We start from the raw sequence: 25,988 nt of genomic DNA, 5'->3' as shown, positions 1-25,988 counted from the left end.
GCCATCTGAATTTGGCGGAGATTGCCGTGAGTACCTCAAATACCCCAACTACCTTCCCAGAACTACCTATAGCCGGTGTTGGACGGCGCCTTGCGGCCCTGATGTACGATTTGCTGATCCTGATGGGGCTAATGATGGTCTATGGCTTCGTCGCCTTACCTGTCGCATCGGCAATTGGAGGTCTCAACTGCCAGCCGGAAGCCATGGATTACAGTCCTTGTGTGGGCGGCCCGATTTACCAGTTGGGTGCAGTTGCGGTCATCGCAGGATACTTTTTTTGGTCCTGGCGTGTGGCTGGGCAAACTGTTGGTATGCGCGCCTGGCGTCTCATCGTAGCCAATCCCGATGGCGTCCAGCTTTCATGGCGTCAATGTATCCTGCGTGCTGTAGTGGCACCAATATCATTGGCATGCCTTGGCCTCGGCTATTTTTCCGCTTGGGCCAGGTCTGATAAGGCCAGCTGGCACGACCTGATATCTGAGTCCCAGGTGCGCCTGCTGCCCAAAAAGAAAAAGTGATTCGCTTCAGCGGGCGCGCTTAAGTAGTAACCACCCCACTATGAAGCACAGAATTATGGGCACCACCACGGCCAGTAGTGGTGGGAAGCCAAAAACCAATGAAGACGGACCAAGCATATCCTGCACTGTCTGGAAAACAATACCGACAATAATGCCGGTAAAAACCCGTAACCCCGTGGTTACCTCGCGCAAAGGCCCAAAGATAAAGGAGATCGCTACCATCACCAGGCTGGCAATGGTGAGTGGTTGCAAAAGCTTTTTCCAGAACTGCAGCCAGTAGCGACTGGAGTCCTCGTCCTTGCGATCGAGAAAGGTACCATAGGACCAGAGATCTCTCGGGGATAGGTCTGAGGGTAGCGGTACAATGAGCGCAAAAAGCTCTGGGGAAATCTCGGCATTCCAGCTACTGGTCGGTACCAGTTCACTCTGGGTATTCTCCGCTGAAAAGCTGGTAATACGACTGTTTTCCAACTGCCATTTATCCCCTTCGAACTGCCCACGCTCAGAAAACTCTACGCGTTTAAGCTCCTGATCACTGTCAAAGTGATAGCGGGTTATTCCGTATAGTTCGCCATCCGGCAGGGCCGCGTTGAAATGCACAAATTCCCCGCTGTCTTTCAGCCAAAGACCACTCTCCAGACCGGTGGCCTCCAGTTCTCCGAGCGCGCGGGCACGGTTGTTCTCAGCAATGACATTTGTCTTGGGAATAACAAATTCGGCCAGTGCCAAACCGATCAGGATCAGCAGGATAATCGGCTTCATCACAGCCCAGGCAATACGCCCGATCGATACTCCAGCAGCGCGCATAACCGTCAACTCGCTGGTTCCGGCTAAAGTCCCCAGGCCAACCATACAGCCAACCAGTGCGGAAAAACCTAACTGCTCATAAATCCGTGCAGGAAGCTTCCACAAAACATACTGCACTGCCTCCGCAAAGCCGTAGCCTTCCTTGAATTCTCCCAGTTGATCGACAATGGCAAATACAATATCCAGCCCGAGGATAACAAGAAGTACCGCACCCACTGCCAGGGCTATGGTTCGACCAATATACAGATCAAGCCTTAGCATTTGTCGCCTCCCCTACTCCTTCTGGGCGCAACTTGGGTTTGCGCCGCCAGTTCCTCATAGCCAGCAACAACAAACCGATCAATAGGAACGGCGGATGCACCAGCCAAATCACAGAGGGGTTGGCAAACTTGCCGTCCTCAATGGCACCACGAACGCCCTGCAGAGTTACCAGGTATATCAGGTAAAGGAGGATCGCAGGGATCATCTTGGCAAAGCGCCCCTGCCGGGGGTTTGTTCGGGATAAAGGGACAGCCAACACGGCGACCACTAGTACTAAAACTGGAAGGCTGAAGCGCCAATAGAGGAATGCCTTCTCTTTGGGGTCATCACTCTTTAATAGCTGCAAGGTGGGTGCTGATTCCATCTGGTCACGCCAACGATTACGCAATTGAGGAACCTCGAGCAGCACCTCATAAGTGTCAAACTCCATCTGCCTGTACTCACGCTGCCCAGGCACCCCTGCATAACGATAACCATCGCGCAACACCAAATAACGCAACCCTGTCTCAGGGTCGACTTGCTGCACACCCTCGCGCGCACGGGTCACCACTTGGTGGTTTGCCTGTGTCTCCTCCTCAGTCGCACCCAACTCAGCCAGGAAAACATCCTGCATTGTGGACTTATCCTCACTAAGGGACTCAGCGTAATAGACTGCACGACCGCCACTGGTGGAGATAAATTTCTTTGGTATCAGGTGGTCGAACTCGTTGCGGGCTTTCTCAATATTGAGCAAGTTAGTAGAGCGTGCCACACCTGCAGGAGAGAAATACAAGCTCATGGAAGCCACGACCAGAGCCACCATCAATGCTGGAGCCAGGGTATACATCAGCAGCCGCCACTCGCTGAAACCACAGGCATGCAACACTGTCATTTCACTCTCAATGTACAAGCGACCGTAGGCGAGCAGTATCCCAACGAAAAGCCCCAGGGGCAGCACAAGTTCAAGGAACCCCGGCAGACGGAACCCCATCAGGGAGAAAAGAATATTAGCCGAGATATCACCCGCGGCAGCCTCCGCCAGGTATTTAACAAATCGGCCACTCATCACCATTAAAAGTAAAACAGCGCTGACTGCCAGCGTGGCAAACAGCAGCTCACGGCAGAGGTAGCGGAAAATAATCACAGGGCGAACGTATTCCTTGGTGACAGCGGTGTGATGAAATCTGGACTCAAAATGAACAAGTTTCCCACCGACTACAGCATTCCAAAGACGGGCAGGTTAAACTTGTGCGACGCATTATCACTAAAAATTCTTGCTATGTCTCGGCTCTGAGCCATGCAATCTTTTGTCAGATTTTAAGGAAAGCTAAAAATGCAGTTCTCCGCCAAGGTTTTGGATATCACCAAACAGCGCACAGCCTGCTCCATTATTTCGGCAGATGCCAAAAACAGCCTTACCCACAGTGGAAAAAGCCTAGATAAACTCACCGGGGGAGTGATTGGCAAAATCCTCAAGCGCGGTGACCTCGGCACCAAGCCAGGCAGCACCCAACTGATTGACTTGATCGAAGGTCCCAGTGATCGCGTACTGGTCGTTCGTGCCGGCAAGGGTGCTCTCACCCAGGCTGAATTCCGCAAGCTGGCCACGACCAGCGCTACAGCGGCTAAAAAGTTCAAGGACGCCACTTCTTATCTGTGTGAACTGGATGTAGACGGTGCAGACAAGTCCTGGCAAGCACAGCAAATTGCAATGGCAGCCGGACTTGCCACCTACCGCTTCACCCAGTGCCAGACTGACGCAAAGCCCTATCCCTTGAGCAAGTTCACGGTACACGGCCTGGAGCGAAAGCAACTCAAATCTATTCAATCTGGAATCGATATCGGGGCAGCCCAAGCAATCGGTAGTAATGTAGCCCGTGAACTGGGCGATATGCCAGGCAACATCTGTACCCCCAATTACCTGGCAAGTGAAGCTCGTGCATTGGCCAAAAAACACACAAAACTCACTACCACGGTCCTTGATGAAAAGAAAATGAAAGCCCTGGGCATGGGTGCCCTGCTGAGTGTTGCCAAGGGGAGCGACCAGCCGCCGGCCTTGATTGCCATGAACTACAAAGGTGGTAAAGCCAGTGACAAGCCGATTGTACTGGTCGGCAAGGGCATCACTTTTGATAGCGGCGGCATCAGCATCAAGCCCGGCCTGGCTATGGATGAAATGAAGTACGACATGGGTGGTGCTGCCAGTGTCTTCGGCGTGATGAATGCACTATTAGAGCTGAAGCCATCGATCAATGTTGTGGGCATGGTTGCTGCCGCAGAGAACATGCCCAGTGGCGGCGCCAGCAAGCCCGGTGACATTGTGACCTCAATGTCAGGTAAAACCATCGAGATCCTGAATACCGATGCCGAAGGCCGCCTGGTACTCTGCGATGCCCTTACTTATGCCGGCAAGTACAAACCCCGTGCTGTTATTGATATCGCTACCCTGACTGGTGCCTGTGTTATTGCCCTTGGTCACCATGCAACAGGCCTGTATGCCAATAACGAAAAGCTCGCTAAAGAGCTGATCAAGGCCGGCGAGACTACCGGAGACCGCGCCTGGCAAATGCCTCTGTGGAATGAATATCAACCCTCGCTGGACTCCAACTTTGCCGATATGCAAAACATTGGCGGCCGCGAGGCGGGCTCTGTTACTGCCGCATGCTTCCTGGCGCGATTCACCAAGGATTACAACTGGGCACATATGGACATCGCAGGTAGTGCCTGGAAGTCTGGCGCCGCCAAAGGCGCTACAGGCCGCCCGGTTCCACTACTAGTTGAATACCTCCTGGGCAAATAAGCGCTAAACGCGCACAATAGCCGCCCACTTTACGGTGGGTAGCTGATAGGACGGCTCCGGTGGGGCCGTCTGTCTTTTCTGCATGGACAAGAATTTCACCGGCGCCCTCGATGACTCGAATCGACTTTTATATCCTTTCATCCGACCAGCCCCAACAGGCGGATATTTTCGCCTGTCGCCTTGCGGATAAGGCTTACCGCAGTGGGTTGCGCGTGCTGGTTGCCGTCGATAACCGGGACCACGCCAGCCAGATCGACCAGCTATTGTGGACTTTTCGCGAAGACAGCTTTCTCCCACATGCTGCTCAAAGCGAAGAGCAGCACTCAGCCATTGAAATTAATAGCGGGGAAGATCCGGGAACTCACCATGGACTGCTGATTAATTTATGTAGCAAAGTGCCCAAGTGGTTCAGCCGCTTTGAGCGCCTTGCGGAGATAGTTGTACAACATCCAGATACACTGCAGCGCTCACGATTACGATTTGGTCACTTCCGTGATCGCGGATATCCGTTACAATCCCATAAGATCAACTAAGGCATGTAATTACTCACTACCGCTATGTCCGGTCGAAAGAACAAACACAAGCAGCGCGGACAACAACGCAAGCAGCCCAGCGAATTGCTCAGCGAGCTCAGTTCGTTGCACGACCTCCTTAATAGCGACGACCTGGACGAAATTCCCCTGCTCAATCAAGTAGCCGGCCCTCACGGGCAAGGCACTTCCCAACAGACACCAGAGCCCCGATCCCAGGTAGAGGTCCCCACCCTTACTGCCGAGCCACCATCGGATCTCCCTTCATCAACAGACTCTATGTCTCAGCAGCAATCAGCCCCTACTATAGAGGAGGATGCCCTGGATACGGCGGATCTGCCTATTCTATTCTCGCCGGTGGAAGAAGTTGCCCCTTCAGAGTGCGAAATGCAGCTAGCTGAGTCCGACCTGGCATTGCTGCGTCCACTACAGGAACTGCCCCCAACTGAGACTGAAACCGAGGTGACAGATCCTGAAGCGACTGGCAGAGGGATAACTGAAACTGCGAAGCAAGCTCAGGTAGAGAGCAGCCCCGCCCAGGAAAACCCTTTCTTGCCTGCCCATATTCGTGCGCGCCTCACTGGTGGCAAGGTTCCCACCGGTGTAGACCAGGATGCCCAAAGTCCAGAGCCGGTAGACCCCGCCAGCGCAGGTACACGCACTCAGGCCCTGGCAATGGCCCAAGCCATTACTGAAGAAGGGGAGCCTGCCGACCAGCTGGAGCCAACCGAGAAGGAACGGCAGCGCCAGGCCCTGATCGAACAGTTAGTTGCACAGCAATTGCCACAACTGGAGAGGCGGTTGCGCGCACAGATAGAAAAAGTCGTCGACGAGCTGGGCGTCTGGGACTGATTACCAATACAGGCAAAACCTGCCTTTTGCCCACCAGACCCCAGCGGTATAATTCCCCCCTTTTTCCGCGCAGCCCGAGCAAGCACCAGACTATCCTGAGCCAAAACGCTGTGCACGCAGTCAGTTAAACACAAGGTTTCCCGCCCGCATGGACAAAACATACCAGCCCAACGCCATCGAACAGCAGTGGTACAAAACCTGGGAGGAGAACGGCTACTTCAAGCCTTCCGGGGATACTGAGGCCAAGCCCTACAGCATTATGATCCCGCCGCCGAACGTCACCGGCAGCCTGCATATGGGCCACGGTTTCCAGGAGTCCATCATGGACGCCCTGATTCGCTACCACCGCATGCAGGGAGACAACACCCTGTGGCAAGTGGGCACCGACCATGCCGGTATCGCCACCCAGATGGTGGTAGAGCGCCTGCTGGGCGCCGAAGGCGTATCCCGCCACGACCTGGGCCGCGACAAGTTTATTGAGAAGGTCTGGGAGTGGAAAGAAGAGTCCGGCGGCACCATTACCCGCCAGCTGCGTCGCCTGGGCGCCAGCCCCGACTGGTCCCGCGAACGCTTCACCATGGACGACGGCTTCTACAAAGCGGTGCAGGAAGTCTTTATCAAACTGTATGAAGACGGCCTGATTTATCGCGGCAAGCGCCTGGTGAACTGGGACCCGAAATTCCACACGGCGATCTCAGACCTCGAAGTACTAAACGAAGAAAAGCAGGGTCACCTGTGGCACTTCCGCTACCCGCTCTCCGACGGCTCCGGCCACTTGGTGGTCGCCACTACCCGCCCGGAAACCATGCTCGGCGATACCGCCGTAGCCGTACACCCGGAAGACGAGCGCTACCAGCACCTGATTGGCAAGACCATCAAGTTGCCCCTGGCGGATCGCGAAATCCCGATTATTGCCGACGAATACGTCGATCGTGAATTCGGCACCGGCTGTGTAAAAATCACCCCAGCCCACGACTTCAACGACTACGAAATGGGCCAGCGCCACAACCTCGAGATGATCAACATCCTCGATGCCGACGCCCACCTGAACGACGCAGTGCCGGAAAAATACCGGGGCATGGAGCGCTTTGCCGCGCGCACCCAGATTGTCGATGACCTGGACGCCCTCGGCCTGCTGGAAAAAGTAGAGCCCCACACCCTCAAGGTACCTCACGGGGACCGCTCCGGCGCCGTGATCGAGCCCTGGCTCACCGATCAGTGGTATGTAAAAACCCAGCCCCTGGCCGATGAAGCCATCGCCGCCGTTGAAGATGGCCGCGTTGAGTTCGTACCGAAAAACTACGAAAACATGTACTTCTCCTGGATGCGCGATATCCAGGACTGGTGTATTTCCCGCCAGCTGTGGTGGGGCCACCGCATCCCTGCTTGGTACGACAACGACGGCAATGTCTATGTTGGCCGCAGCGAAGAGGAAGTGCGCGAGAAGCACAACCTGGGCGCCGACATCAGCCTGCGCCAGGACGACGACGTACTCGACACCTGGTTCTCCTCCGGCCTGTGGACCTTCGGCACCCTGGGCTGGCCAGAAGATACCGAAGAACTGAAAGCCTTCCACCCCAGCTCCGTACTGGTCACCGGCTTCGATATTATTTTCTTCTGGGTCGCGCGCATGATGATGCTGACCCTCTACTTCAAGAAGGAAGTACCGTTTAACACCGTGTACGTACACGGCCTGGTGCGCGACAACCACGGCCAGAAGATGTCCAAATCCAAGGGCAACGTAATCGACCCTATCGATTTGATCGACGGTATCGACCTGGAGACCCTGGTAGAGAAGCGCACCTCTGGTCTGATGCAACCGCACCTGCGCGAGAAGATCGAAAAGCAAACCCGCAAGGACTTCCCTGAAGGTTTCTCTGCTTTTGGTACCGATGCCCTGCGCTACACCTACTACTCGCTGGCATCCACCGGCCGCGACATCAAGTTTGATGTGGGCCGTATCGAAGGCTTCCGCAATTTCTGTAACAAGATCTGGAATGCCTCCCGCTACGTTCTGCAAAACTGCGAAGAGCACGATTGTGGGCAGGACGGCAGCACGGATTTTGAACTGACCATCGCCGACCGCTGGATTATTTCCCAACTGCAGCGCACCGAAATTACCGTGCGCGAAGCGATGGATACCTACCGCTTCGACCTCGCCTCCCAGGCCCTGTACGACTTTATCTGGAGCGAGTACTGCAGCTGGTATCTGGAACTGTCCAAGCCGGTACTGTGGGACGACAACGCCTCCGACGCAGTGAAGAAAGGCACCCGCCGCACCCTGATCCGCGTACTGGAAACCATTTTGCGTCTGGCCCACCCACTGATGCCGTTTATCACTGAAGAAATCTGGCAGCGTGTAAAAACCCTCGCCGGTTCCAACGGTGACACCATTATGCTGCAGCAGTACCCGGAAGCCGATAACAGCAAGATCGACGAAGAAGCGGAAGCGGCCGTTGCCTGGTTGAAGCAGGTTATTGAAGGCGTGCGTAATATTCGCGGTGAAATGAATATTTCCCCAGCGAAGAAAATCCCACTGATCCTGCGCGGCGGTTCCAACCGTGACAAAGAACTGCTGGAGCAAGCCCGCAGCCTGCTGATCAAACTGGCCAGCCTCGAAGAAATCACCTGGCTGGAAAGTGGAGAAGCTGCACCCGCCTCCGCCACCGCCCTGGTAGGCGATATGGAATTGCTCGTACCCATGGCCGGCCTGATCGACGTTAAAGCCGAGAGTGCACGTCTGCAAAAAGAGATTGATAAACTTTCCAAAGAACTCGCTCGAGTCGAAGGCAAACTCAACAATCCCAAGTTTGTAGACAAAGCCCCCGAAGCCGTTGTTGCCAAGGAGAAGGACAAGCTTGCGGAAATGAAAGGTGCTCACGAGCGTCTGCAGCAGCAGCTTGAGGAAATCAGCAACCTTTAATGGTTCTGATAATCCGCTCCGGTGAAGAGCGGATCTGATTTAAAAAAGGGGGCTCTGCCCCCTTTTCTTTTTTTGATATAAATCAAACTGCCCCTTCTAGTCCTAGTGCCTTTCTATTTTCTATCAACTTCAGAACCCGAGTATGTGCTCAATGTACCTGCACCGCTTATGGGTTTGTCGGCTCCAAAATCAGCATTACCGAAGTGGCATACGACCTAAAGCGCGCTAAAACGCTTCAAGCACCGCCCAATTTTTCAACCCTCCTAAGTACCTGATAAGAAATCAATATGATTTTCAATCGGCTTGAATATTACTTTTTATAAAGATCCTGATTGATTGAAAGCCCCAGGCATAACAGTGAGTTGGAGAAAGTCTATTCATTGGGGATAGTGGCCGAAGTGATTATTTTTGCATTCCTTCATTAGATTGATTCCAGGATCGCAATCATGATAATAGTGGTCAGAATGATTACTATATAAATGTTAAGGCTCCCCGATGGACGAAGATTTAAACAAACTTAAGGAAGAAAAGAATCTCGTAACTATTAAGAGAGAGGCTATTGATGGGCATAAATTACAAGGATTTGTATTGGCACATTCTAAAGAACTCATTCTGATTCAATACGTATATGACTTTAATCTTGATGGGCTTATGGTTCTTCGGTTGTCTGATGTCAGCAGTATTGAATCAAGCAAAACAGATCTTTTTCAGACCCAAATCTTCAAAGATGAAGGATTGTACTCCAGGATAGATTTCTCGAAAGAGTATGATGTAACCAATTGGTATACGGTACTATCTACTATCGGGAAAGAATATGGATTTTTCATAATCGAGGATGAAGACCCAGAGTATCCAATCTTCCTACTTGGGGAGCTACGTGTCATTGGCGAAGATTCAGTCTCAATGCTGGGGTTTAGTGGGGCTGCCAACTGGGATGACGAATACTCGGAAATGAGTTACGAAGATATAAGCTCCTTTCAGGTGGGTAACAACTACTCAAATATGTATAAACGGTATTTCGAGAGGAATGCCTTAACAAAACCATCTATTTGACGGCGTTAACCCACCCAGCGGACCGAACAAGCAAACAAGCGCCCTTGCTTAGGGCGCTCCGTAATCTCAACCAACTCCATCCCCCAACACCCTCTCCTTTTGTAAACGTCTATAGATTTCCTCACGGTGAACGGGCAGAGATTTGGGAGCACGTATGTCTATCTTTACCTGATTACCCTTAACTTCCAATACCGTAATTGAGACATTCGCTCCAATTCGTAAGTTTTCACCCGTACGGCGCTTTAAGATCAACATAATTGCTTCCTATGAATACTCAATCCATGCGTAGACCTCCCTTAATGGAAGGATTTGAAAGTAACTTTTAAGGAAGTATCAGGTGGAGCACGAGAACGGTAGGCATAGAGGTAGAAAAGGCAGACGCAACGCTTCCAGAGCCAGGGGACACGCCCCAAACTACTGAATGGACTCCACTTTATTGAAGACGAGCGGGTTTCTAGCGTATGATCCATATAGCCATTTTGATAGTCATAGTATCAATTTGGTTAGCTGGCCCCGGGTGTTAGCGCACCTTGGGTCAGCGCCTTTTACTTACTTTTACGTCACGCTACCGTTCTCCTTTGAGGGAATGGTTTTTAGAAAATTCTTGATTCTTTCGAATCTCTTTGGTCATCGGCCTTCAGAAGGCTGTTCAATGACGACCCAAATACCGATAAATATCCACCGATTTTACGCAGCTTTGACACTAAAACAAACTGAATAAATTTCAATAAGATTATTTTTGTGCCTATATTTTTGATTGCTCATGCATTGAAAAATTTCAGTCGCGTATAAAAATGGTCGTTAAGGCTGGTATTCTTCACTGCTTTTCAGCTTGGAATCCAGAAACAATAGATCATCCCTAGAGGCTTCACTTTGTTGTTTTTATATACAGGCTGTTACTTTTCTGTGTTCTCTATTTCGAGGATTAAGAGCAGCTACACATATCCACAGAAAAAAGAACGTTAACTTGTTGAATTTTAGCTAGTTTACATCTGTGATCAAAAGCAGCAAAATATCGGGATATAATACAGACGCAATATATTCACTAGAGTAATTTTCCACCGGTGCAGGCTAACATACTGATTGTATGTTTTTTTTGGCTAGAGGGTTTTTCTCCTCTTGAAATATATTGACTGGTGATATAATACGACTGCTTTTGAATACACTGCTATAACCCTTAAAAGGAATTTTCATGAAGCTTATATCAGTAGAAATCGAAAATATACGCTGCTACAAAGACCGCGTTAAGGTTCAGATAGATGACCTTACTACTTTTATTGGCAAGAACGATATAGGAAAGTCTACTGTATTAGAAGCTTTAGAGATATTCTTTAACAATGATACAGTAAAGATTAGCCAAGATGATGCAAACATCTCTAACGATGATAAAGTGGTTTGTATCACCTGTGAATTCACGAAGCTTCCAGACAAAATAATCCTTGATAGTGGGCATGAAACTACACTAGGAAACGAATATTTATTGACATCTGAGTCAACCTTAAAAATTAAAAAGGTCTTTGATTGTGGAAAGAAAACGCCAAGTTGTGATGTTTTTATTATTGCTCACCACCCTACAGCTGCTGGCATAAACAGCTTACTTGAACTTAAAGAAAAAGATCTGCAGAAAATAATAAAAGATCAGGGCATTGATAGCGCACTTAAAGGCAACCCTCTAATGCGAAAAGCTATATGGGAAAATGCTGAAAACTTGGAACTTCAAGAGATAGAGATACCGGTAACAAAACCTAAAGAAGATAGCAAAAGAATCTGGGAGCAACTTGATAAGTATTTGCCTTTGTTTGCCCTGTTTCAAAGTGATAGGAGTAGTAAAGATTCAGATGGAGAAGTTCAAGATCCTATGAAGGCAGCTGTTGCTACTGCAATAGCCGAAGTTAAGGATGATATTGAACGAATTCAGAAAAGAGTAAAAGTAAGGACGGAAGAGATTGCCAGTAATACTCATAAAGCACTTAAAACCATAGATAAAACTCTTGCATCAGAACTAGTTCCCGATTTTACTCCTCCGACTCCAGCGAAATGGACAGGCTTATTTTCCGTAAGCCTTAGTACGGATGGTATACCATTAAATAAACGTGGAAGCGGTGTGCGCCGATTGGTCTTAGTTAGTTTCTTTAAGGCTGAAGCAGAAAGGCTCCTCACTCAAGGTAGCAAAAAAGGAATTATTTACGCTGTAGAGGAGCCTGAAACCGCTCAACATCCCAACAATCAAAAGATACTCCAACAGGCTTTTTCAGATCTTGCGAGTGAACATAATTGTCAGGTAATACTTACGACTCATAACCCTGGATTTGCTAGTGATCTTCCAATAGAAGGTATTCGTTTCGTTACACGAGATGAAAATGCCAAACCTTGCATAGAAAGTGGAGTAGATGTACTCGGAAAAGTAGCAGAAACTCTTGGAGTGACGCCAGATAGCCGAGTTAAGTTAATTTGCTGTGTTGAAGGCCCAACAGACGTCAAAGCATTAAAATCGCTAAGCCGCGCATTACATCTAGAAGATAATTCGATTCCTGATTTAACTACTGATGAAAGAGTCGCTTTCGTTGTTCTAGGCGGTGGTAATTTAAAACATTGGGTGAACGATAATTATCTAAAAGGTTTCGGACGACCTGAAATGCACATCTACGATGCTGATGTGTCTAGTTATGTTGGTATAATTGAGCAAGTTAACGCGCGTGGCGACGGTTCAATTGGTTTCATTACACAAAAACATGAAATCGAGAGTTACCTGCACTCAGATGTAATAAAAGAGGCTTTTGATGTAGATGTTGTTGTAACAGACCAACCTAATGAGGATGGAAAAGCAACGCCTAAGGTTTTCGCAGAAGCATATTCAGCTGCACAAGAATATGATGGTGTTATGAAAGATAGTAATGCCAAAATACGCCTTGCAGAAAGAGCTTTTCCACTTATGACTGCGAATATGATTCATGAAAGAGACCCTAACGGAGAAGTGAAAGAGTGGTTCACTACAATGGCTGGTTTTCTAAACTAGTGTAGCGGGTAGCAATCTAGGACAGCCAATGACTAGCGGGTAGCAATCTAGGACAGCCAATGACTAGAGAGTGGTGCCGGCAATAGAACTAGCTCCCTCTCTGGCGGCTCTTTCTCTTTGGTTTAGAGGTAAAGGAGATTAAATACTTGGAATTGGCCTTCAGGCTATTGGGATCGCTGTTTTTCGATAAAAGGGCGGTAATCGTGCTGTTGAGTACTTGAGGCTGGGGTAGATTAGCAGGGCGTAGCTGAGAGGAGGCGCCGACAGTCGCTTATACCGTGTACCCAGCGTTTATCGAGTTGAGCACAAACTTTATGTACAACCTCTACCGATCCCACCAAGCCTTTAAAGCGACTTTCAAAGTTCCGGCTGAGATAGAGCCAGTGCTTGGGTGAAATGCCGAGTCGCTCCAAAATAGGAGGTATGTTTTCGGCAATACAACCCCGTTTTCTTGGGTCTAAATGCCGGCCGCTCCAGTCCACTAACTCCAAATAGTGATCCAGCTGGAAAGGAAGCCCTTTCGGCATATTCAAACGCTCACCGCCGACAAACGGAAGTAGATTTTTGGGCTGCTTACCAGAGACTGCCGCACGAATACGCTGTTGAATCGAAGTGTAATCAGACTCTTCAGGTGTCTGGGCAATATTGGCACGGATGGGGTTAAGGTCTACATAGGCCATACAGGCGGCGAGTGCTCTTTCATCCAGTAAAGCCTGAGACTTAAACCGGCCCTCCCAAAAGCGGCCTGTACAGTTGTCTTCAGCATTGGCCTGGCGGGCGATGGATTCATTTAAACAGCGCATAAACCAGCTGATGTCCATTAGACGCTCCCGCCATAGGGAAACGACCTCTTTTAGCCTGTCTTCCTCAGCGTGATCGAGAGTATCGCTCTGAAGATAGCGCTGGGCCAAGCTAGAGGCTTTGAAGAGCTGTTGCCAGCGACTAATTACCTCTGTAAGAGACCACTTGTTAGCCGATTTTGTGTCGATATAGAGCACTATATGGTAGTGATTACTCATTACTGCATAGGCGGCAATATCTAGCGCAAACACCTCGGCTAACTTATGCATACGGATTTCAATCCATTCGCGTCGATGCTCGTAATCTTTTCCGGATTCAGTATCTCTGCCACAGAGAAATGCACGCCGTACACAGCGGGAGACACAGTGATAGTACGGTGTTGCATCAAGAGATATCTGGGTGCTTCGCGGTAGAGTCATCGGCTGCACGCGCACTTAGCTGTATAAACATACAGCATTTTGTGGGATTTCAATCTTTTGTCAATAGGGATGGCGGTTTATACTTTCTATTTGGTGGGTGTCCAGGATTCACCTTTTCCGGCAGTCAAAGCTGTGCTTTGCCTACCGGGTAAAAATGGCACTCGGCGTTCAAGGAAGAGCAATGAAGGTAGCTATCATATTAGTACTAGCAATAATTGGTAATCCTGCTTGGGGTAATAGCCTCAATACAGTCGAAAAAATACAGAAGAGTATTTCTGCAAATCTTTCGCAAGGCGACAGTCAGCAAGTAATTGAAGAATACTTAGCTTCAACCAACATTGCGCACTCTTATGACAAGCATTATTTTAGGTATCAAGCCATCGTACGAGAAAATGAGGCTGACTGTAAATTTGAATCTATATTTCTTTGGCTACTCTATGACTGCACCATTCAAATATATATCAACTTAAACGAGCAAGGAGGCTACAAAGATCATGAGGTTTACCAAAGTTATTCTGGCTTGTAGTGCCACAAATAGGACACCCATGAATCATGCCCAGCTGCATGATTGACTCTAGCCGCTAGATCACTCGGCTTAGGTGCCCTTAGCCACCTCGCCACCAAGTTAAGCCTTGTAGGATGTTTCTGTTCGTCAGTTCGTAGTTTGCTAGCGACTTCTGATCCTCCCCACAAGATCTCACGGTGTTGCAGTTGCCATTCGCTAGTAGTTAGCATTTAATGGAACCCATTAAATGGTGATCCTCCTACATGGGACTTTCACCCCATTAGTTCACGCCCATGCTGGGCGTACCACAATGTTGGGATCGGACACGATACTGCACGCTTTGAATTATGCTTTCATTACATTGCAACGTCATTCAAGTCACTCACCATCGTGTCGCTGAACATAGCGTTAATAAGCATATGAAGATCAGAATTATCACTTCGATACTTATCTTATTTTTTACAGGATGCACCACTATCGAAGTGCTACCTGTGAAAAATCTCCCTTCATTCAAAAATGAAGTGACATTAGGAAGCCCAGTTAATGCCCCCCCGAGAAAATATCCCAAAAGTATGCTTGAAGCAGGTCAAGAAGGATGGGTTATTCTTAAAGTGGATATAGATGAAACTGGTGCACCCAATAACATCAGGGTTGTTGATTACAGTCCCAACAAAGATTTCATTAAAGCGGCAAAATATAATGTAAGTGGGAGTATTTTCGCCCCACACATAGTAAATGGGCAGGCAGTCTACCTAAAAGACTATACTCTGGTTACTAGCTTTAAATTGTCAGAGAAATATCTTAAACCGGATAGCCGGTAGCTTCTAGCTACCGGCCCCCACCACCATCGTACGGGTCCGCAATGGACGATTCCCTATCGATAATGAATCTCTCACCAATGATAGTGTCGAGCAGATCTTCATTAGACTACTATGCCGTCGGCTGACTTCTGCTTAATCACCTCGGCCATTACTGACCGAGCCACTGCTGTGTTCCACCATTTTTTCTATCCCCGTGATGGTGGATAGCGGGTTGGGCCAACTTATGAGTCAGCGGCTACACTGACAGCTTCACAGCAGCAAGCTAAACAGATCCCCCAGATAGGAACGTGAACTTTTACTACACAACTGCATCATTGACTCTACCCGTTAGATCACTGGGCCTCGGTGTCCTTGGCTACCTCATCTCCAGCTAAGCTTTTTACGACGTTTCTGTTCGTCAGCTCGCAGCTTTACTAGCCGCTTCCTCCCCACAAGACCTCACAGTATTGCAGTTGCCATTCGCTAGTAGTTAGCATTTAATGGAACTCATTAAACGGTGATCTTCCTACAGAGGACTTTCACCCCATTAGTCCACACCCATGCTGGGTGTACCAAGTTACTGCATCCAACCACCTTCACTCCGCATGCTTTGTGCTGTACGCTACGCTAGCACAAAGAAGATCCATTTTGGCAACAGATGAACAAAGCGTTGAGTGAGCGAGATGAGTGAAAAAATTCCAGAGCGGATATATAAATTTGAAGATTTTAATATTCAATCTATTAAAAATCTGAAATCTCATACGATCTATTTTGGTTCACCCAAGAATTTTAATGACCCTTATGATTGCGCAATCCGTGCAGAAATAGTGGAACCTACGGAAGAGCAAGTTACAACATTGAAAAATTATTATTTACAACATAAAGAAACTTCTGAGCAGGCAAAAACTGAACTAACAAGAATGAATAGCACAAGTTTTAAGGCGCTTATTGAACGCAGTGCTAGATCTGCATCTAACATGCACGCGGAAAAATTTATCAATGAGAATGGGGTTTCATGTTTTTCAGAGACAAATGACGACTTGTTGATGTGGTCTCACTATGGAGGAAAATATAAAGGCTTTTGTCTAGAGTTTTCTACTGGAAGTAAGCCTTTCAACAAGCTTCGTAAGGTAAAATATAAAGAATCTATGCCAAAAATTGATCCCACATCAATATTAATTAATAGCGACTATGATCAGTTTTTAGATCTTTATTGTACAAAATCGAAGAGCTGGGAATATGAGAAAGAGTGGAGGGCATTGCATCATGTCGCTGGTACCGCTTTTACTTATCCATCGGAATCATTGCGTGGAATATACTTTGGACCTGATATAGACAATGTGTCCTTAGAAATATTATGCCTCATTATACAAGGGCAAAATCCAGATGTTTTATTTTATAAGGGCAAAAGAAATGATGAGAAATTTAAAATTGAATTTCAGCAATTTACATATACTAGTCATATCGAAGCGAAGCGCCAAGGGCTTATCACCTAAATCGGGTAGCCGATAGTATCTAACTACCGACCCCATACCACTCATCGTGCGGATCCGCAATGGCCGGTTCCCTATCCGTAATAAATATCTATCCAACGATAGTCTCGAGCAGCTCTTCACTTAAGTTAAGCGTCATGGCATTGCGCTACCTCAACTTTATCCAACTGGAAACATATCGGTAGGCTAGCCCTGTCTTTAAACTCGTGGATTTAGGTTCAGGCCTTCACCATATCCAAGGTATTAATCTTGACATTGGGCTACTATGCCATTTGCTGACTTCTGTTTAATCACCTTGGCCATTACTAACCGAGGCGCTGGTGTGTTCCACCAATTTTTCTATCCCCACGATGGTGGCTAGCGGGTTGGGCCTACTTTTGGGGCAGCGGCCACGCTGACAGCTTTACAGCAGCAAGCTAAACAGATCTCCCCAGATAGGAGAGTGAACTTTCACTACACAACTGCATCATTGACTCTACCTGTTAGATCACATGGCTTCGGCGTCCGTAGCCACCTCACCTCCAGGCTAAGCCTTATAAGATGTTTCCGTTCGCCAGCTCGTAGTCTTGCTAGCTTCTTCCTCCCCATAAGACCTCACCGTATTGCAGTTGCCATTCTCTGGTAGTTAGCATTTAATGGCACCCATTAAATGGTGATCTTCCTACAAGGGACTTTCACCCCATTAGTCCACGCCCATGCTGGGCGTACCAAGTCAAATCTGCGCCGGTATTTGAGGCGTTACAAGGCAACCAAGATTTATCTATGGGATTAATAGAAGCAATACTTTTAGGTATCCAGTTTAAGAGACTACAAAAGCCTTTGGTGTTCTTTTCTATGCTAATTGGTCTCATTGCATTCAGTATTTTCGGTATAGCTATATTCGGTGCGCTAGTTACTGAACTTATATCTACGGATAAAGAGTTTACCTTCGAGCTAGTCGGTGCCAGTTTTGGCCTACTTGCCATAATAGGTATCTTTTTTGGTTTGGCCTGGGTATGTGGTTATTTATTAAAGAGGTGCTTCGAGTAACGCCGTATAACAAGTTGCACAAGTACACTCTGGCCGCAAAAAGCGTAGCCTCCGCGGGACAGCCTACACTGTGTTTCGGCTGCCGTTTAGCAAACCTTATGAGTACTGAGATTTAAAGCATGGAAACTGTTACTTGCTATAGGCCCACCGGCGAAAAAGAGTTAGAACTGGTTAAGGAATCGGGCTATAAAAAATGGCCCCCTCGTTTGCCAGAACAACCAATTTTTTATCCGGTTACAAACGAAGAATATGCCATTGCCTTAACACAGTGGAATATCACCGATTTCGGTGCAGGCTACGTAACCAAATTTGAAGTGGTTAAGTCCTTCATGGAAAAATACCCCATAAAATGCGTGGGTGCTAAGTCACATACTGAATGGTGGGTGCCCGCTGAAGATCTGGAAGATCTCAATAGAAATATTGTTGGGAAAATCGAGGTAATAGGTGAATACCGAAACTCATAAATCCGGTAGCCGGTAGTTTCTAGCTACCGGCCCCCACACCACCCATCATGCAGGTCCTCAATGAGCGGCTCCCTATCCGTAATGAATCTCTAACCAACGACAGTGTCAAACAGCTCTTCATTTGAGTTGAGTGTCATCGCAGTGCGCCACCTCAACTTTATCCGACTAGAAATATATCGGTAGGCTAGTCCTGTCTTTCAACTCAAGGATTTAGGTTCAGGCCTTCACCATGTTCAAGGTATTAATCTTGGCATTAGGCTACTATGCCGCCGGCTGACTTCTGTTGAATCACCTCAGCCATTACTGTCCGAAGCGCTGCTGTGTCCCACCACTTTTGTCTATCCCCACGATGCTGGCTAGCGGGCCGGGCCTATTTATGAGTCAACGGCCACGCTGACAGCTTCACAGCAGCAAGCTAAACAGCTTTCCCCAGATAAGAACGTGAACTTTCACTACACAACTGCACCATTGACTCTACCCCTTAGATCACCCGGCTTCAGTGCCCCTAGCCACCTCGCCTCCAGGCTAAGACATGTATGATGTTTCTGTCCGTCAGCTCATAGTTTTGCTAGCGGCCTCCTCCCCACAAGACATCACGGTGTTGCTGTTGCCATTCGCTAATAGTTAGCATTTAATGGAACCCATTAATGGTGATACTCCTACAAGGGACTTTTACCCCATTTACCCCATTTACCCCATTAGTCTACGCCCGTACTGGGTGTACCAGTCAATGAATTACGTGCCTTCGGCGCCCGACAGCTTACAATCCGCTTCGCTATGTTACAGCTGCGGGTTATTGAGGAGTCATGTAAAAACACATTAAATAAACCAATTTCCTCATGGTGGTAATGATAATATTTTTCAACACTCTTATGCATTACACTAAGTACTCGAAATAAATAGAGGAGAATTGAATGGTTAAATACAAAAAGCAGGCGTGGGATATACGACGCTGAACTATCAATCTGGCGAGTTTGAAACCCGTCAAGATAAAGATCCAAAAGTAAATAACGTGTGTATTTTACAGTAAATTTCAAACTGGTGCCCCCCATTGAAGTAGGGAAATATAGCGGTTAAAGTTCTTATACCTTGTATCTATGGTTGGCTACCATATAGCATAACTTTCTATTTATTGTTCAAAGGTATAATACTTATGAGCATAAAATTTCACTCAGATCAATTGTTCTACCACGGCACTAACGATCGTTATTTTGCGGAAGGTCGTATCGAACCAGCGGGACAATTCTACCTCTCTACCAGTGGGTTTGAATCGCCTATTACCGCGAACACAAGATACATAATTAAATTCAAGCTAGTTAGAAATGTTAATGCTGTTGAGAGCCGGAATATCAAACGTGGCGACGTTGATGAAACTCAGCTTATACGCGATGGAGGACTGTGGTGTTCGGTACCTGATGCTGGTGAGCCTCAAGTCTTGATCCATTGGGAAACCGCCGGACACAATTTTGAGTACGTCTCCTGGTCATTCTGTTGGTGGTCTGACCGTTTTCGGTGGGTGGCTTGTTGTGATCGACCAGCTCAATACGGACTGCCCAGTAACGATTATATGGTTTGAAGTCTTTAAGGGAAGTTCACAAAACAACATGGACAGTCATTCACAAATAAGATCGGTGACTGTCCTATTTATTTGGAAGTTTTAAAAAATACAAATATATTCACGTTATTTTAGGAGTTTGGATTTTCGCCCCTCTGATTTGGTTTTTCATCGAGTATTATTTCGTATGGGTTAAAGGGACAGGTGTGGATCGCAAATAATTGGCTGCTGGTAAAGAACTGGCAAAACCTTTTTGGGCTGCAGTTTTAGCAACTCTTTTGGTTTTGATGTCAAAATAATGCATAAATCGGGTAGCCGATAGTTTCTAGCTACCGGCCCCCACATCACCCATCGTGCAGGTCCACAATGGGCAGCTCCTTATCCGTAATAAATCTCTACCCAACGATAGTGTCGAGTAGCTCCTCATCTGAGTTAAGTGTCATGGCGGTGCGCTACCTCAAGTTTATCCGACTGAAAACATATCGGCAGGCTAGCCCTATCTTTTAACTCGTGGATTTAGGCTCAGGCCTTCACCATGTCCAAGGTATTAATCTTGGCATTTGGCTACTATCTCGTCGGCTGACTTCTGTTGAATCACCTCAGCCATTACTGACCGAAGCGCTGCTGTGCTCCACCACTTTTGTCTATCTCCGCGATGGTGACTAGCGGGCTGGGCCTACTTATGAGTCAGCGACCGTGTTGACAGCTTCACAACAGCAAGTTAAACCGATCTCCCCAGATAAGAACGTGAACCTTCACTACACGACTGCATCATTGACTCTACCCATTAGATCACCCAGCTTCGGTATCCTTGGCCACCTCGCATCCAGGCTAAGCCTTATAGGATGTTTCTGTTCGCCAGCTCGTAGTCTTGCTGCTTCCCCCCCATAAGACCTCACCGTATTGCAGTTGCCATTCTCTGGTAGTTAGCATTTAATGGCGCTCATTAAACGGTGATCTTCCTACACGGGACTTTCACCCCATTAGTCCACGCCCATGCTGGGTGTGCCAAATTTAGGCAAGCGGACAAATTACTACGCCTTCGATTCCGTAATTTGCCGTTGCTAAAGGCGTTATCTGGGGCTAAGTCAAGGTCTAATTGAGAGATGTGGCGTAATTGACATCAGCTTAAAGAATCATCCTGACACTCACTGTAGTGCTACGACAAATTTACCAAACGCAATAAGTTGTTTTTATGCAGCCTTTTAATACTCAATTTACCTTATCTAGAGATTACCTTGCCGAATGCTATGATCAGTCTCTACCCTATGGGAAAAATGTCAAGCCCAATTATCTTCTTCCTACATTATTATTATCTTCTGGTGCGGGATTACTGTTATTTACTGAGCAACCTAAGATCGCAGGTTGCACGTTAATTGCATTAGGCGTGCTGGAACTGATTCACATTCGATTTCGACGAGCTTGGTGGTTAGCACGGCAGATGCTTGGGAAAAGTGCCGGTAGTGAAGTTAAATTAACCATAGATAAGGATGGAATCCAGACACAGAATCCTTATACGATAACAGCTTTGTTGTGGGCAGATATCGAGCGTATTATTGAAACCGATTTAGGGCTTATTTTGGTAGCTAAATCTGGGGGGCAGCAGTACTTATCTAAATCGCTATTACCTGCTGAATTAATTAATGAGATAGTTACCAAGATTAAGGATAAACATTGATTTCAATAAAAATTAAAATCGTGCCTGCAATGCAGCTAATACAATATATAAATCGGGTAGCCGGTAGTTTCTAGCTACCGGCTACCACACCACCCATAGTACGGGTCCGCAATGAACGATTCCCCATCCGTAATGAATTGCCACCCAACGATAGTGTCAAGCAGCTCTTTATTTGAGCTGAGTGTCATGTCAGCGCGCTACTTCAATTTTATATCCGACTGGTATCATATCGGTAGGCTAGCCCGGTCTTTTAACTCATGGATTTAGGTTCAGGTCTTTACCATGTCCAAAGTATTAATCTTGGTATTTGGCTACTATACCGACCGTCGGCTGACTTCTGTTTAATCACCTCGGTCATTACTGACTGAGCCGCAGCTGGATCTCATCACTTTCATCTATCCCCGCGATGGTCGCTAGCGGGCTGGGCCTGTTTATGAGTCAACGGCCACACTGACATCCTCACAGCGGCAAGTTAAACAATAAGAACGTGAACTTTCACTACAAAACTGCATCATTGACTCTACCCGTTAGATCACCCGACTTCGGTTTCCTTGGCCACCTCGCATCCAGGCTAAACCTTGTATGATGTTTCTGTTAGTCAGCTCGTATTTGTTAGCGGCTTCCTCCCCACAATACCTCACGGTGTTGCAGTTGCCATTCGCTGGTAGTTAGCATTTAATGGCGCCCATTAAACGGTGATCTTCCTAGTGTGAACTTTCACCCCATTGGTCCACGCCCATGCTGGGCGCACCAAAAAAAGGCAAGGCGACGCATAAATACGCGCTTGCTTTAAGCGTTATGTGAATCTTAGATAAATATGAAAAAAGCACTTTTTTTAGTTTTGATAGTTGGTGGAATTTGGAAATTTTACAACCACTCACCTGAGGTGTCGTTTGGGCCTGGTGTAATGGCACCTGAGCTACCGCAGCAGGAGAAAATTGACTCGATTTTTGGTTTCAGTTTTGGAAAATACAATATTACGGAAATTGCAGAATTTAGAATTAAAGCAAAAGTACTATCAAAGAAAAACTATCATACTGGTCGAGAAGCAGAGCTTTCACCTACTGATTTAGTATTAGGTTGGGGGAATATGTCTGATGAGAGTATCCTAGAAAAAATTAAGATATCACAATCACGTCGATTTTATTGGTGGCGGGTAGACTCATTTCCAATACCTAGAAGAGAAATTGAAACCCATAGTGCTAATATGCACCTCATTCCTGGTAACGATGCTATAGAAGGCCTCATTGATGAAATTCGTAAGGGGGATATTATAGAAATATCAGGGAGTTTGGTAAACGTAAAATCTACCACCGATAATTGGTATTGGAAAAGTTCACAAACTCGTGAAGATACTGGAAAAGGAGCTTGTGAATTAATTTATGTTAAGAAGATTAACATAAATACTATTTAGCTTTGCATGTTTCATCACTTAAATCAGGTAGCCGTCAGTTTCTAGCTATCGGCCCCCACACCACCCCTCTTGTGGGCCCGCAATGACGACTCCCTGTCCATAATGAATCTCTACACAACGATAGTGTCGAACAGCTCTTCATTTGAGTTGAGTCTCATGGCAGCGCGCCACCTCAATTTTATCCGACTGGAAACATATCGGTAAGCTAGCCCAGTCTTTTTAACTTGTGGATTTTAGGTTCAGGCCTTCACCATATCCAAGGTATTCATCTTGGCATTTGGCCACTATGCCGCCGGCTGACCTCTGCTTAATAACCTTGATCACTACTGATTGAGGCGCTGCTGTGTTCCACCACTTGATTTCTACCCCCACGATGGTCGCTAGCGGATTGAGCCTGTTTATGAGTCAGAGGCCACGCTGACAACTTCACAGCAGAAGGCTAAGCCTTATAGGATTTTCCTGTTCGTCGGCTCGTAGTTTTACTTGCGGCTTTCTCCCCACAAGACCTCGCGGTATTGCAGTTGCCATTCGCTAGTAGTTAGCATTTAATGGACCCATTAAACTGTAATCTTCCTACAAGGGACTTTCAGCCCATTAATTCACGCCCATGCTGGGCCTACCAAGTTACGACACAATCGCCCGCAAAAAGCGCAGGCTGAACTCGCTACACTACGTTTCGCTCGCCTGCGTGCAAAGCGTTAACCGTTGAATACACGGAGGTATGATGAGGGACAGAAACCAAGCATTAGTCTTCATCGTCTCAGTGCTTGTAATTAGCTGGAGCTTTGAGGCGTTCATCATCGCCAGCGGGGGTGTCAGGCGCTTCGGCCCTCTCTGGATAGTCGCCCTGATGTGCATCCCTGGCGCTCTTTCCATAGTGCTGAGACTCATCCTGAAATCTGGATATGAAGATGTCAGCTTTCGGATCGGAAAGGGACGCTACTACGTCTATGCCGTCGCAATTCCATTCCTATTAGTATTGCTAACGAGTCTGGTATCTGCAGCCCTCGATATCCGGCAATTCTCGCTGATGTCATTGGAACAACTGATCCAACTCAGCCCTGTTCTTCTATCCGTCCTAGTGCTCGGCCTGATTGGCGCATTTGGGGAAGAGCTCGGTTGGCGAGGATTCCTGTTGCCAAAGTTGGTAGGTGGTGGTGTTAAGAACCCCTATCTCGTCAGCGGACTTGTATGGGCGTCCTGGCATCTTCCACTCATTGCTTACGGAGGTTTCTACCAGACAGATTATACGTTGCTCATGGCGTTGATCTATAGCCTCGGTGTTATCGCCATGAGTTTTGTATTCAGCGAGCTCAGAATGCGCTCCGGATCAGTCTGGGTTGCCGCCATCGCCCACGCTGCTCACAACTTCTTCTTCCAGTTCGCAGCTCCTGTACTGCTTTTAACGGAACCGGGTTCGCGCTCAAAGCTGTGGGATATGGTGTCCAGCGACACTGGCTTGTGTATCGCAGTGTTCTACGCTATCGCGTACCTCGTTTTTCGCCATACCGTTCGACGGAGCAGGGCTTTCGAGGGGCGTTATGGCTCTTAGTATCAAAAAATTAATTATCGTGGTAGCTATGTTTTTGTTGTCGGGCTGTTATCCCATTAACAAGACATTACAGCCAGCATCAATGATTACAGTTCAAAACGAATCAGGTGAGCCGCTACAGGATGCGACTGTTACGCTTGTCTCAAATGCATATCCTGACGGGTTCGAAAAAACAAGAATGAGTATAGATACTAACTATAAAGGAGAGGCAGTATTTCCCAAAATCAAGGAATGGAGAGTTGAAGCACTAATGATTCATGGTGCAGAGGTATATTTCTGGAATTGGTGTGTATATAAAGAGGGGTATTTCACATATCTTACCAAGAATGGTAGTTCGAAAGATTTTAATAGAAACGCCACTATTACAATGTTGCCAGGTGCGTCTGAGCCTTGCCCAAGGGAGTTTAACTAGTGGTTAGTATAACAAAGCCAGCCAGAGCGGCAGCCAAACCGCTACGTGCTTTGTCTACCCCTGCTAGCCCTGTTAGGACACTTTAAAGAAATCTAAATATGTTTAAAAATATAGATGTTATACCTCAATTTCCTTCGTTAACTCCAGATGATATTTTGGACGTTAGTAATCGTCTTAAAGAAAGATTTGGATACAAAAAATTTCCAAGGGAATATGGCGATTTTCTACAAGAAACAAACGGCTGTTTGTTTTCGCCTAATGATGAAGACTTGGAAATTGGAATCCAGATTAAAACTGATTTGCCATTCATACAAAAGGCAAATGTGGCTGGCATTTTTGGCGTTTGGTATGACCGCTTTGACGGCAATGAACCTTCAAATTTAAACTGGCCAGAACTGTTTGCCTCTAATGAAAACTCTAAAGAAAACTTTGATGTTCTTCCTGACAATATGATGTCTTTTGCATATGAGGAAGAATCATTTGGTAGTCTCTTTGCAATATCCACTGACCAAAGAGATTTTGGCCAGGTCTATTACTATTATGACAACTATATGTATTCGATAGTTGGACGTAAATTTATGCTAGAGAAGTATGGCTACTGTTACTACGACCAGAAACTGTTAAATACTCTAGAAAAATATGGCTTTGATCGAGGCCAAGTAAAGAAAACAAATGAATTGGCTCAATTTGAACCAATTCAAGTCATAAACAATTTTGAAAGTTTGCCTGAAGATTGCAAGTTCGAACTGTTGAGAAATGAATTTGTCCCAGTGGCAAATTCCTTTAATGACTTTATGGCCAAACTAACAGAGGATGATTTGTGAAAGCCCTAAATCGGGTAGTCGGTAGTTTCTAGCTACCGATCCCCACACCACCCATTGTGCGAGCCAGCAATGGACAGTTCCCTACCCGTAAAGAATCTCCATCCAACGATAGTGTCGAGCAGGTCTTCATTTGAGTTGGGTATCATGGCAGTGCGCTACTTCCGAGCCAGTGACCACGCTGACAGCCTCACAGCAGCAAGCTAAACAGATCTCCCCAGATAAGAACGTGAACTTTCACTACATAACTGCATCATTGACTCTACCCGTTAGATCACCCGGCTTCGGTGTCCTTAGCCACCGCAC

The 25,988-nt window shown here is 47.2% G+C and carries 21 protein-coding genes; 17 read left to right on the top strand and 4 right to left on the bottom strand.

All coding sequences use genetic code 11. The features are described 5' to 3' along the window. Nucleotides 1-26: 26 nt before the first annotated feature. Nucleotides 27-518, top strand: coding sequence for an RDD family protein (locus ACJJI7_RS11970; protein ID WP_020412237.1), 492 nt, complete (start codon nt 27-29; stop codon nt 516-518). Nucleotides 519-524: 6 nt separating this feature from the next. Here ACJJI7_RS11970 and lptG read toward each other — a convergent pair whose 3' ends face one another. Next, entirely contained in the window at nt 525-1,586 is a 1,062-nt protein-coding gene (gene lptG / locus ACJJI7_RS11965; protein WP_026304958.1) for an LPS export ABC transporter permease LptG, read from the bottom strand. After that, nucleotides 1,573-2,709, bottom strand: a complete 1,137-nt coding sequence (lptF, locus tag ACJJI7_RS11960; RefSeq protein ID WP_020412235.1) for an LPS export ABC transporter permease LptF — start codon at nt 2,707-2,709, stop codon at nt 1,573-1,575. Before lptF ends, lptG begins: the two co-directional genes overlap by 14 nt. Nucleotides 2,710-2,898: 189 nt before the next feature. Between lptF and ACJJI7_RS11955 the strand changes: the two genes are divergently transcribed. From ACJJI7_RS11955 to ACJJI7_RS11935, 5 genes are all read left to right on the top strand, one after another. Continuing rightward, complete coding sequence (locus tag ACJJI7_RS11955; protein ID WP_282951422.1) at nt 2,899-4,365, top strand: leucyl aminopeptidase; 1,467 nt, start codon at nt 2,899-2,901, stop codon at nt 4,363-4,365. Between the two features lie 110 nt (nt 4,366-4,475). After that, nucleotides 4,476-4,898: a DNA polymerase III subunit chi gene (locus tag ACJJI7_RS11950; protein ID WP_282951423.1), complete on the top strand. Its 423-nt coding sequence runs from the start codon at nt 4,476-4,478 to the stop codon at nt 4,896-4,898. Nucleotides 4,899-4,922: 24 nt separating this feature from the next. Next, nucleotides 4,923-5,747, top strand: a complete 825-nt coding sequence (locus ACJJI7_RS11945) for a hypothetical protein (RefSeq protein WP_282951424.1) — start codon at nt 4,923-4,925, stop codon at nt 5,745-5,747. Nucleotides 5,748-5,895: 148 nt separating this feature from the next. Continuing rightward, nucleotides 5,896-8,670: a valine--tRNA ligase gene (locus tag ACJJI7_RS11940; RefSeq protein WP_444902074.1), complete on the top strand. Its 2,775-nt coding sequence runs from the start codon at nt 5,896-5,898 to the stop codon at nt 8,668-8,670. A 495-nt stretch (nt 8,671-9,165) separates the two neighbouring features. After that, nucleotides 9,166-9,723 carry a hypothetical protein gene (locus ACJJI7_RS11935; RefSeq protein ID WP_444902075.1) on the top strand — a complete coding sequence of 186 codons (558 nt, stop codon included), beginning with the start codon at nt 9,166-9,168 and terminating at the stop codon, nt 9,721-9,723. Nucleotides 9,724-9,789: 66 nt separating this feature from the next. On the opposite strand, the gene csrA is transcribed toward ACJJI7_RS11935, so the two are convergent. Further along, nucleotides 9,790-9,978, bottom strand: coding sequence for a carbon storage regulator CsrA (gene csrA / locus ACJJI7_RS11930; RefSeq protein WP_444902076.1), 189 nt, complete (start codon nt 9,976-9,978; stop codon nt 9,790-9,792). Between the two features lie 937 nt (nt 9,979-10,915). Here csrA and ACJJI7_RS11925 point away from each other — a divergent pair. Beyond that, entirely contained in the window at nt 10,916-12,739 is a 1,824-nt protein-coding gene (locus ACJJI7_RS11925) for an ATP-binding protein (RefSeq protein WP_444902077.1), read from the top strand. Between the two features lie 233 nt (nt 12,740-12,972). Here the strand turns inward: ACJJI7_RS11925 and ACJJI7_RS11920 are convergent, their stop codons facing one another. Beyond that, on the bottom strand, nt 12,973-13,959 hold the full coding sequence (locus tag ACJJI7_RS11920; protein WP_444902078.1) for a transposase: 987 nt from the start codon (nt 13,957-13,959) through the stop codon (nt 12,973-12,975). A gap of 181 nt (nt 13,960-14,140) precedes the next feature. On the opposite strand from ACJJI7_RS11920, the gene ACJJI7_RS11915 reads away from it, so the two are divergent. The 10 genes from ACJJI7_RS11915 to ACJJI7_RS11870 all read left to right on the top strand — a co-directional run bounded on the left by ACJJI7_RS11915 (nt 14,141) and on the right by ACJJI7_RS11870 (nt 25,685). After that, complete coding sequence (locus ACJJI7_RS11915; protein ID WP_444902079.1) at nt 14,141-14,485, top strand: hypothetical protein; 345 nt, start codon at nt 14,141-14,143, stop codon at nt 14,483-14,485. 398 nt (nt 14,486-14,883) lie between these two features. Continuing rightward, a complete protein-coding gene (locus ACJJI7_RS11910; RefSeq protein WP_444902080.1) occupies nt 14,884-15,285 on the top strand; it encodes an energy transducer TonB in 402 nt (133 codons plus the stop codon). Nucleotides 15,286-15,947: 662 nt separating this feature from the next. Further along, nucleotides 15,948-16,760: a DUF2971 domain-containing protein gene (locus ACJJI7_RS11905; RefSeq protein ID WP_444902081.1), complete on the top strand. Its 813-nt coding sequence runs from the start codon at nt 15,948-15,950 to the stop codon at nt 16,758-16,760. A 759-nt stretch (nt 16,761-17,519) separates the two neighbouring features. Further along, nucleotides 17,520-17,786: a hypothetical protein gene (locus ACJJI7_RS11900; RefSeq protein ID WP_444902082.1), complete on the top strand. Its 267-nt coding sequence runs from the start codon at nt 17,520-17,522 to the stop codon at nt 17,784-17,786. Nucleotides 17,787-17,905: 119 nt separating this feature from the next. After that, a complete protein-coding gene (locus ACJJI7_RS11895; RefSeq protein WP_444902083.1) occupies nt 17,906-18,250 on the top strand; it encodes a hypothetical protein in 345 nt (114 codons plus the stop codon). A gap of 2,750 nt (nt 18,251-21,000) precedes the next feature. Further along, entirely contained in the window at nt 21,001-21,483 is a 483-nt protein-coding gene (locus ACJJI7_RS11890) for a YcxB family protein (RefSeq protein WP_444902084.1), read from the top strand. An 817-nt stretch (nt 21,484-22,300) separates the two neighbouring features. Beyond that, entirely contained in the window at nt 22,301-22,897 is a 597-nt protein-coding gene (locus tag ACJJI7_RS11885) for a hypothetical protein (protein ID WP_444902085.1), read from the top strand. Between the two features lie 724 nt (nt 22,898-23,621). After that, nucleotides 23,622-24,449: a CPBP family intramembrane glutamic endopeptidase gene (locus tag ACJJI7_RS11880; protein WP_444902086.1), complete on the top strand. Its 828-nt coding sequence runs from the start codon at nt 23,622-23,624 to the stop codon at nt 24,447-24,449. Further along, entirely contained in the window at nt 24,439-24,861 is a 423-nt protein-coding gene (locus ACJJI7_RS11875; protein WP_444902087.1) for a hypothetical protein, read from the top strand. Before ACJJI7_RS11880 ends, ACJJI7_RS11875 begins: the two co-directional genes overlap by 11 nt. 98 nt (nt 24,862-24,959) lie before the next feature. After that, nucleotides 24,960-25,685 (top strand): SMI1/KNR4 family protein, encoded by a 726-nt coding sequence (locus tag ACJJI7_RS11870; RefSeq protein WP_444902088.1) that lies wholly within the window; start codon nt 24,960-24,962, stop codon nt 25,683-25,685. The last annotated feature ends 303 nt before the right edge of the window (nt 25,686-25,988 follow it).

The sequence above is a fragment of the Microbulbifer variabilis genome (assembly GCF_056232115.1).
The sequence above is the reverse complement of the archived record's forward strand: the minus strand, read 5'-3'. Positions and strand labels throughout refer to the sequence as shown.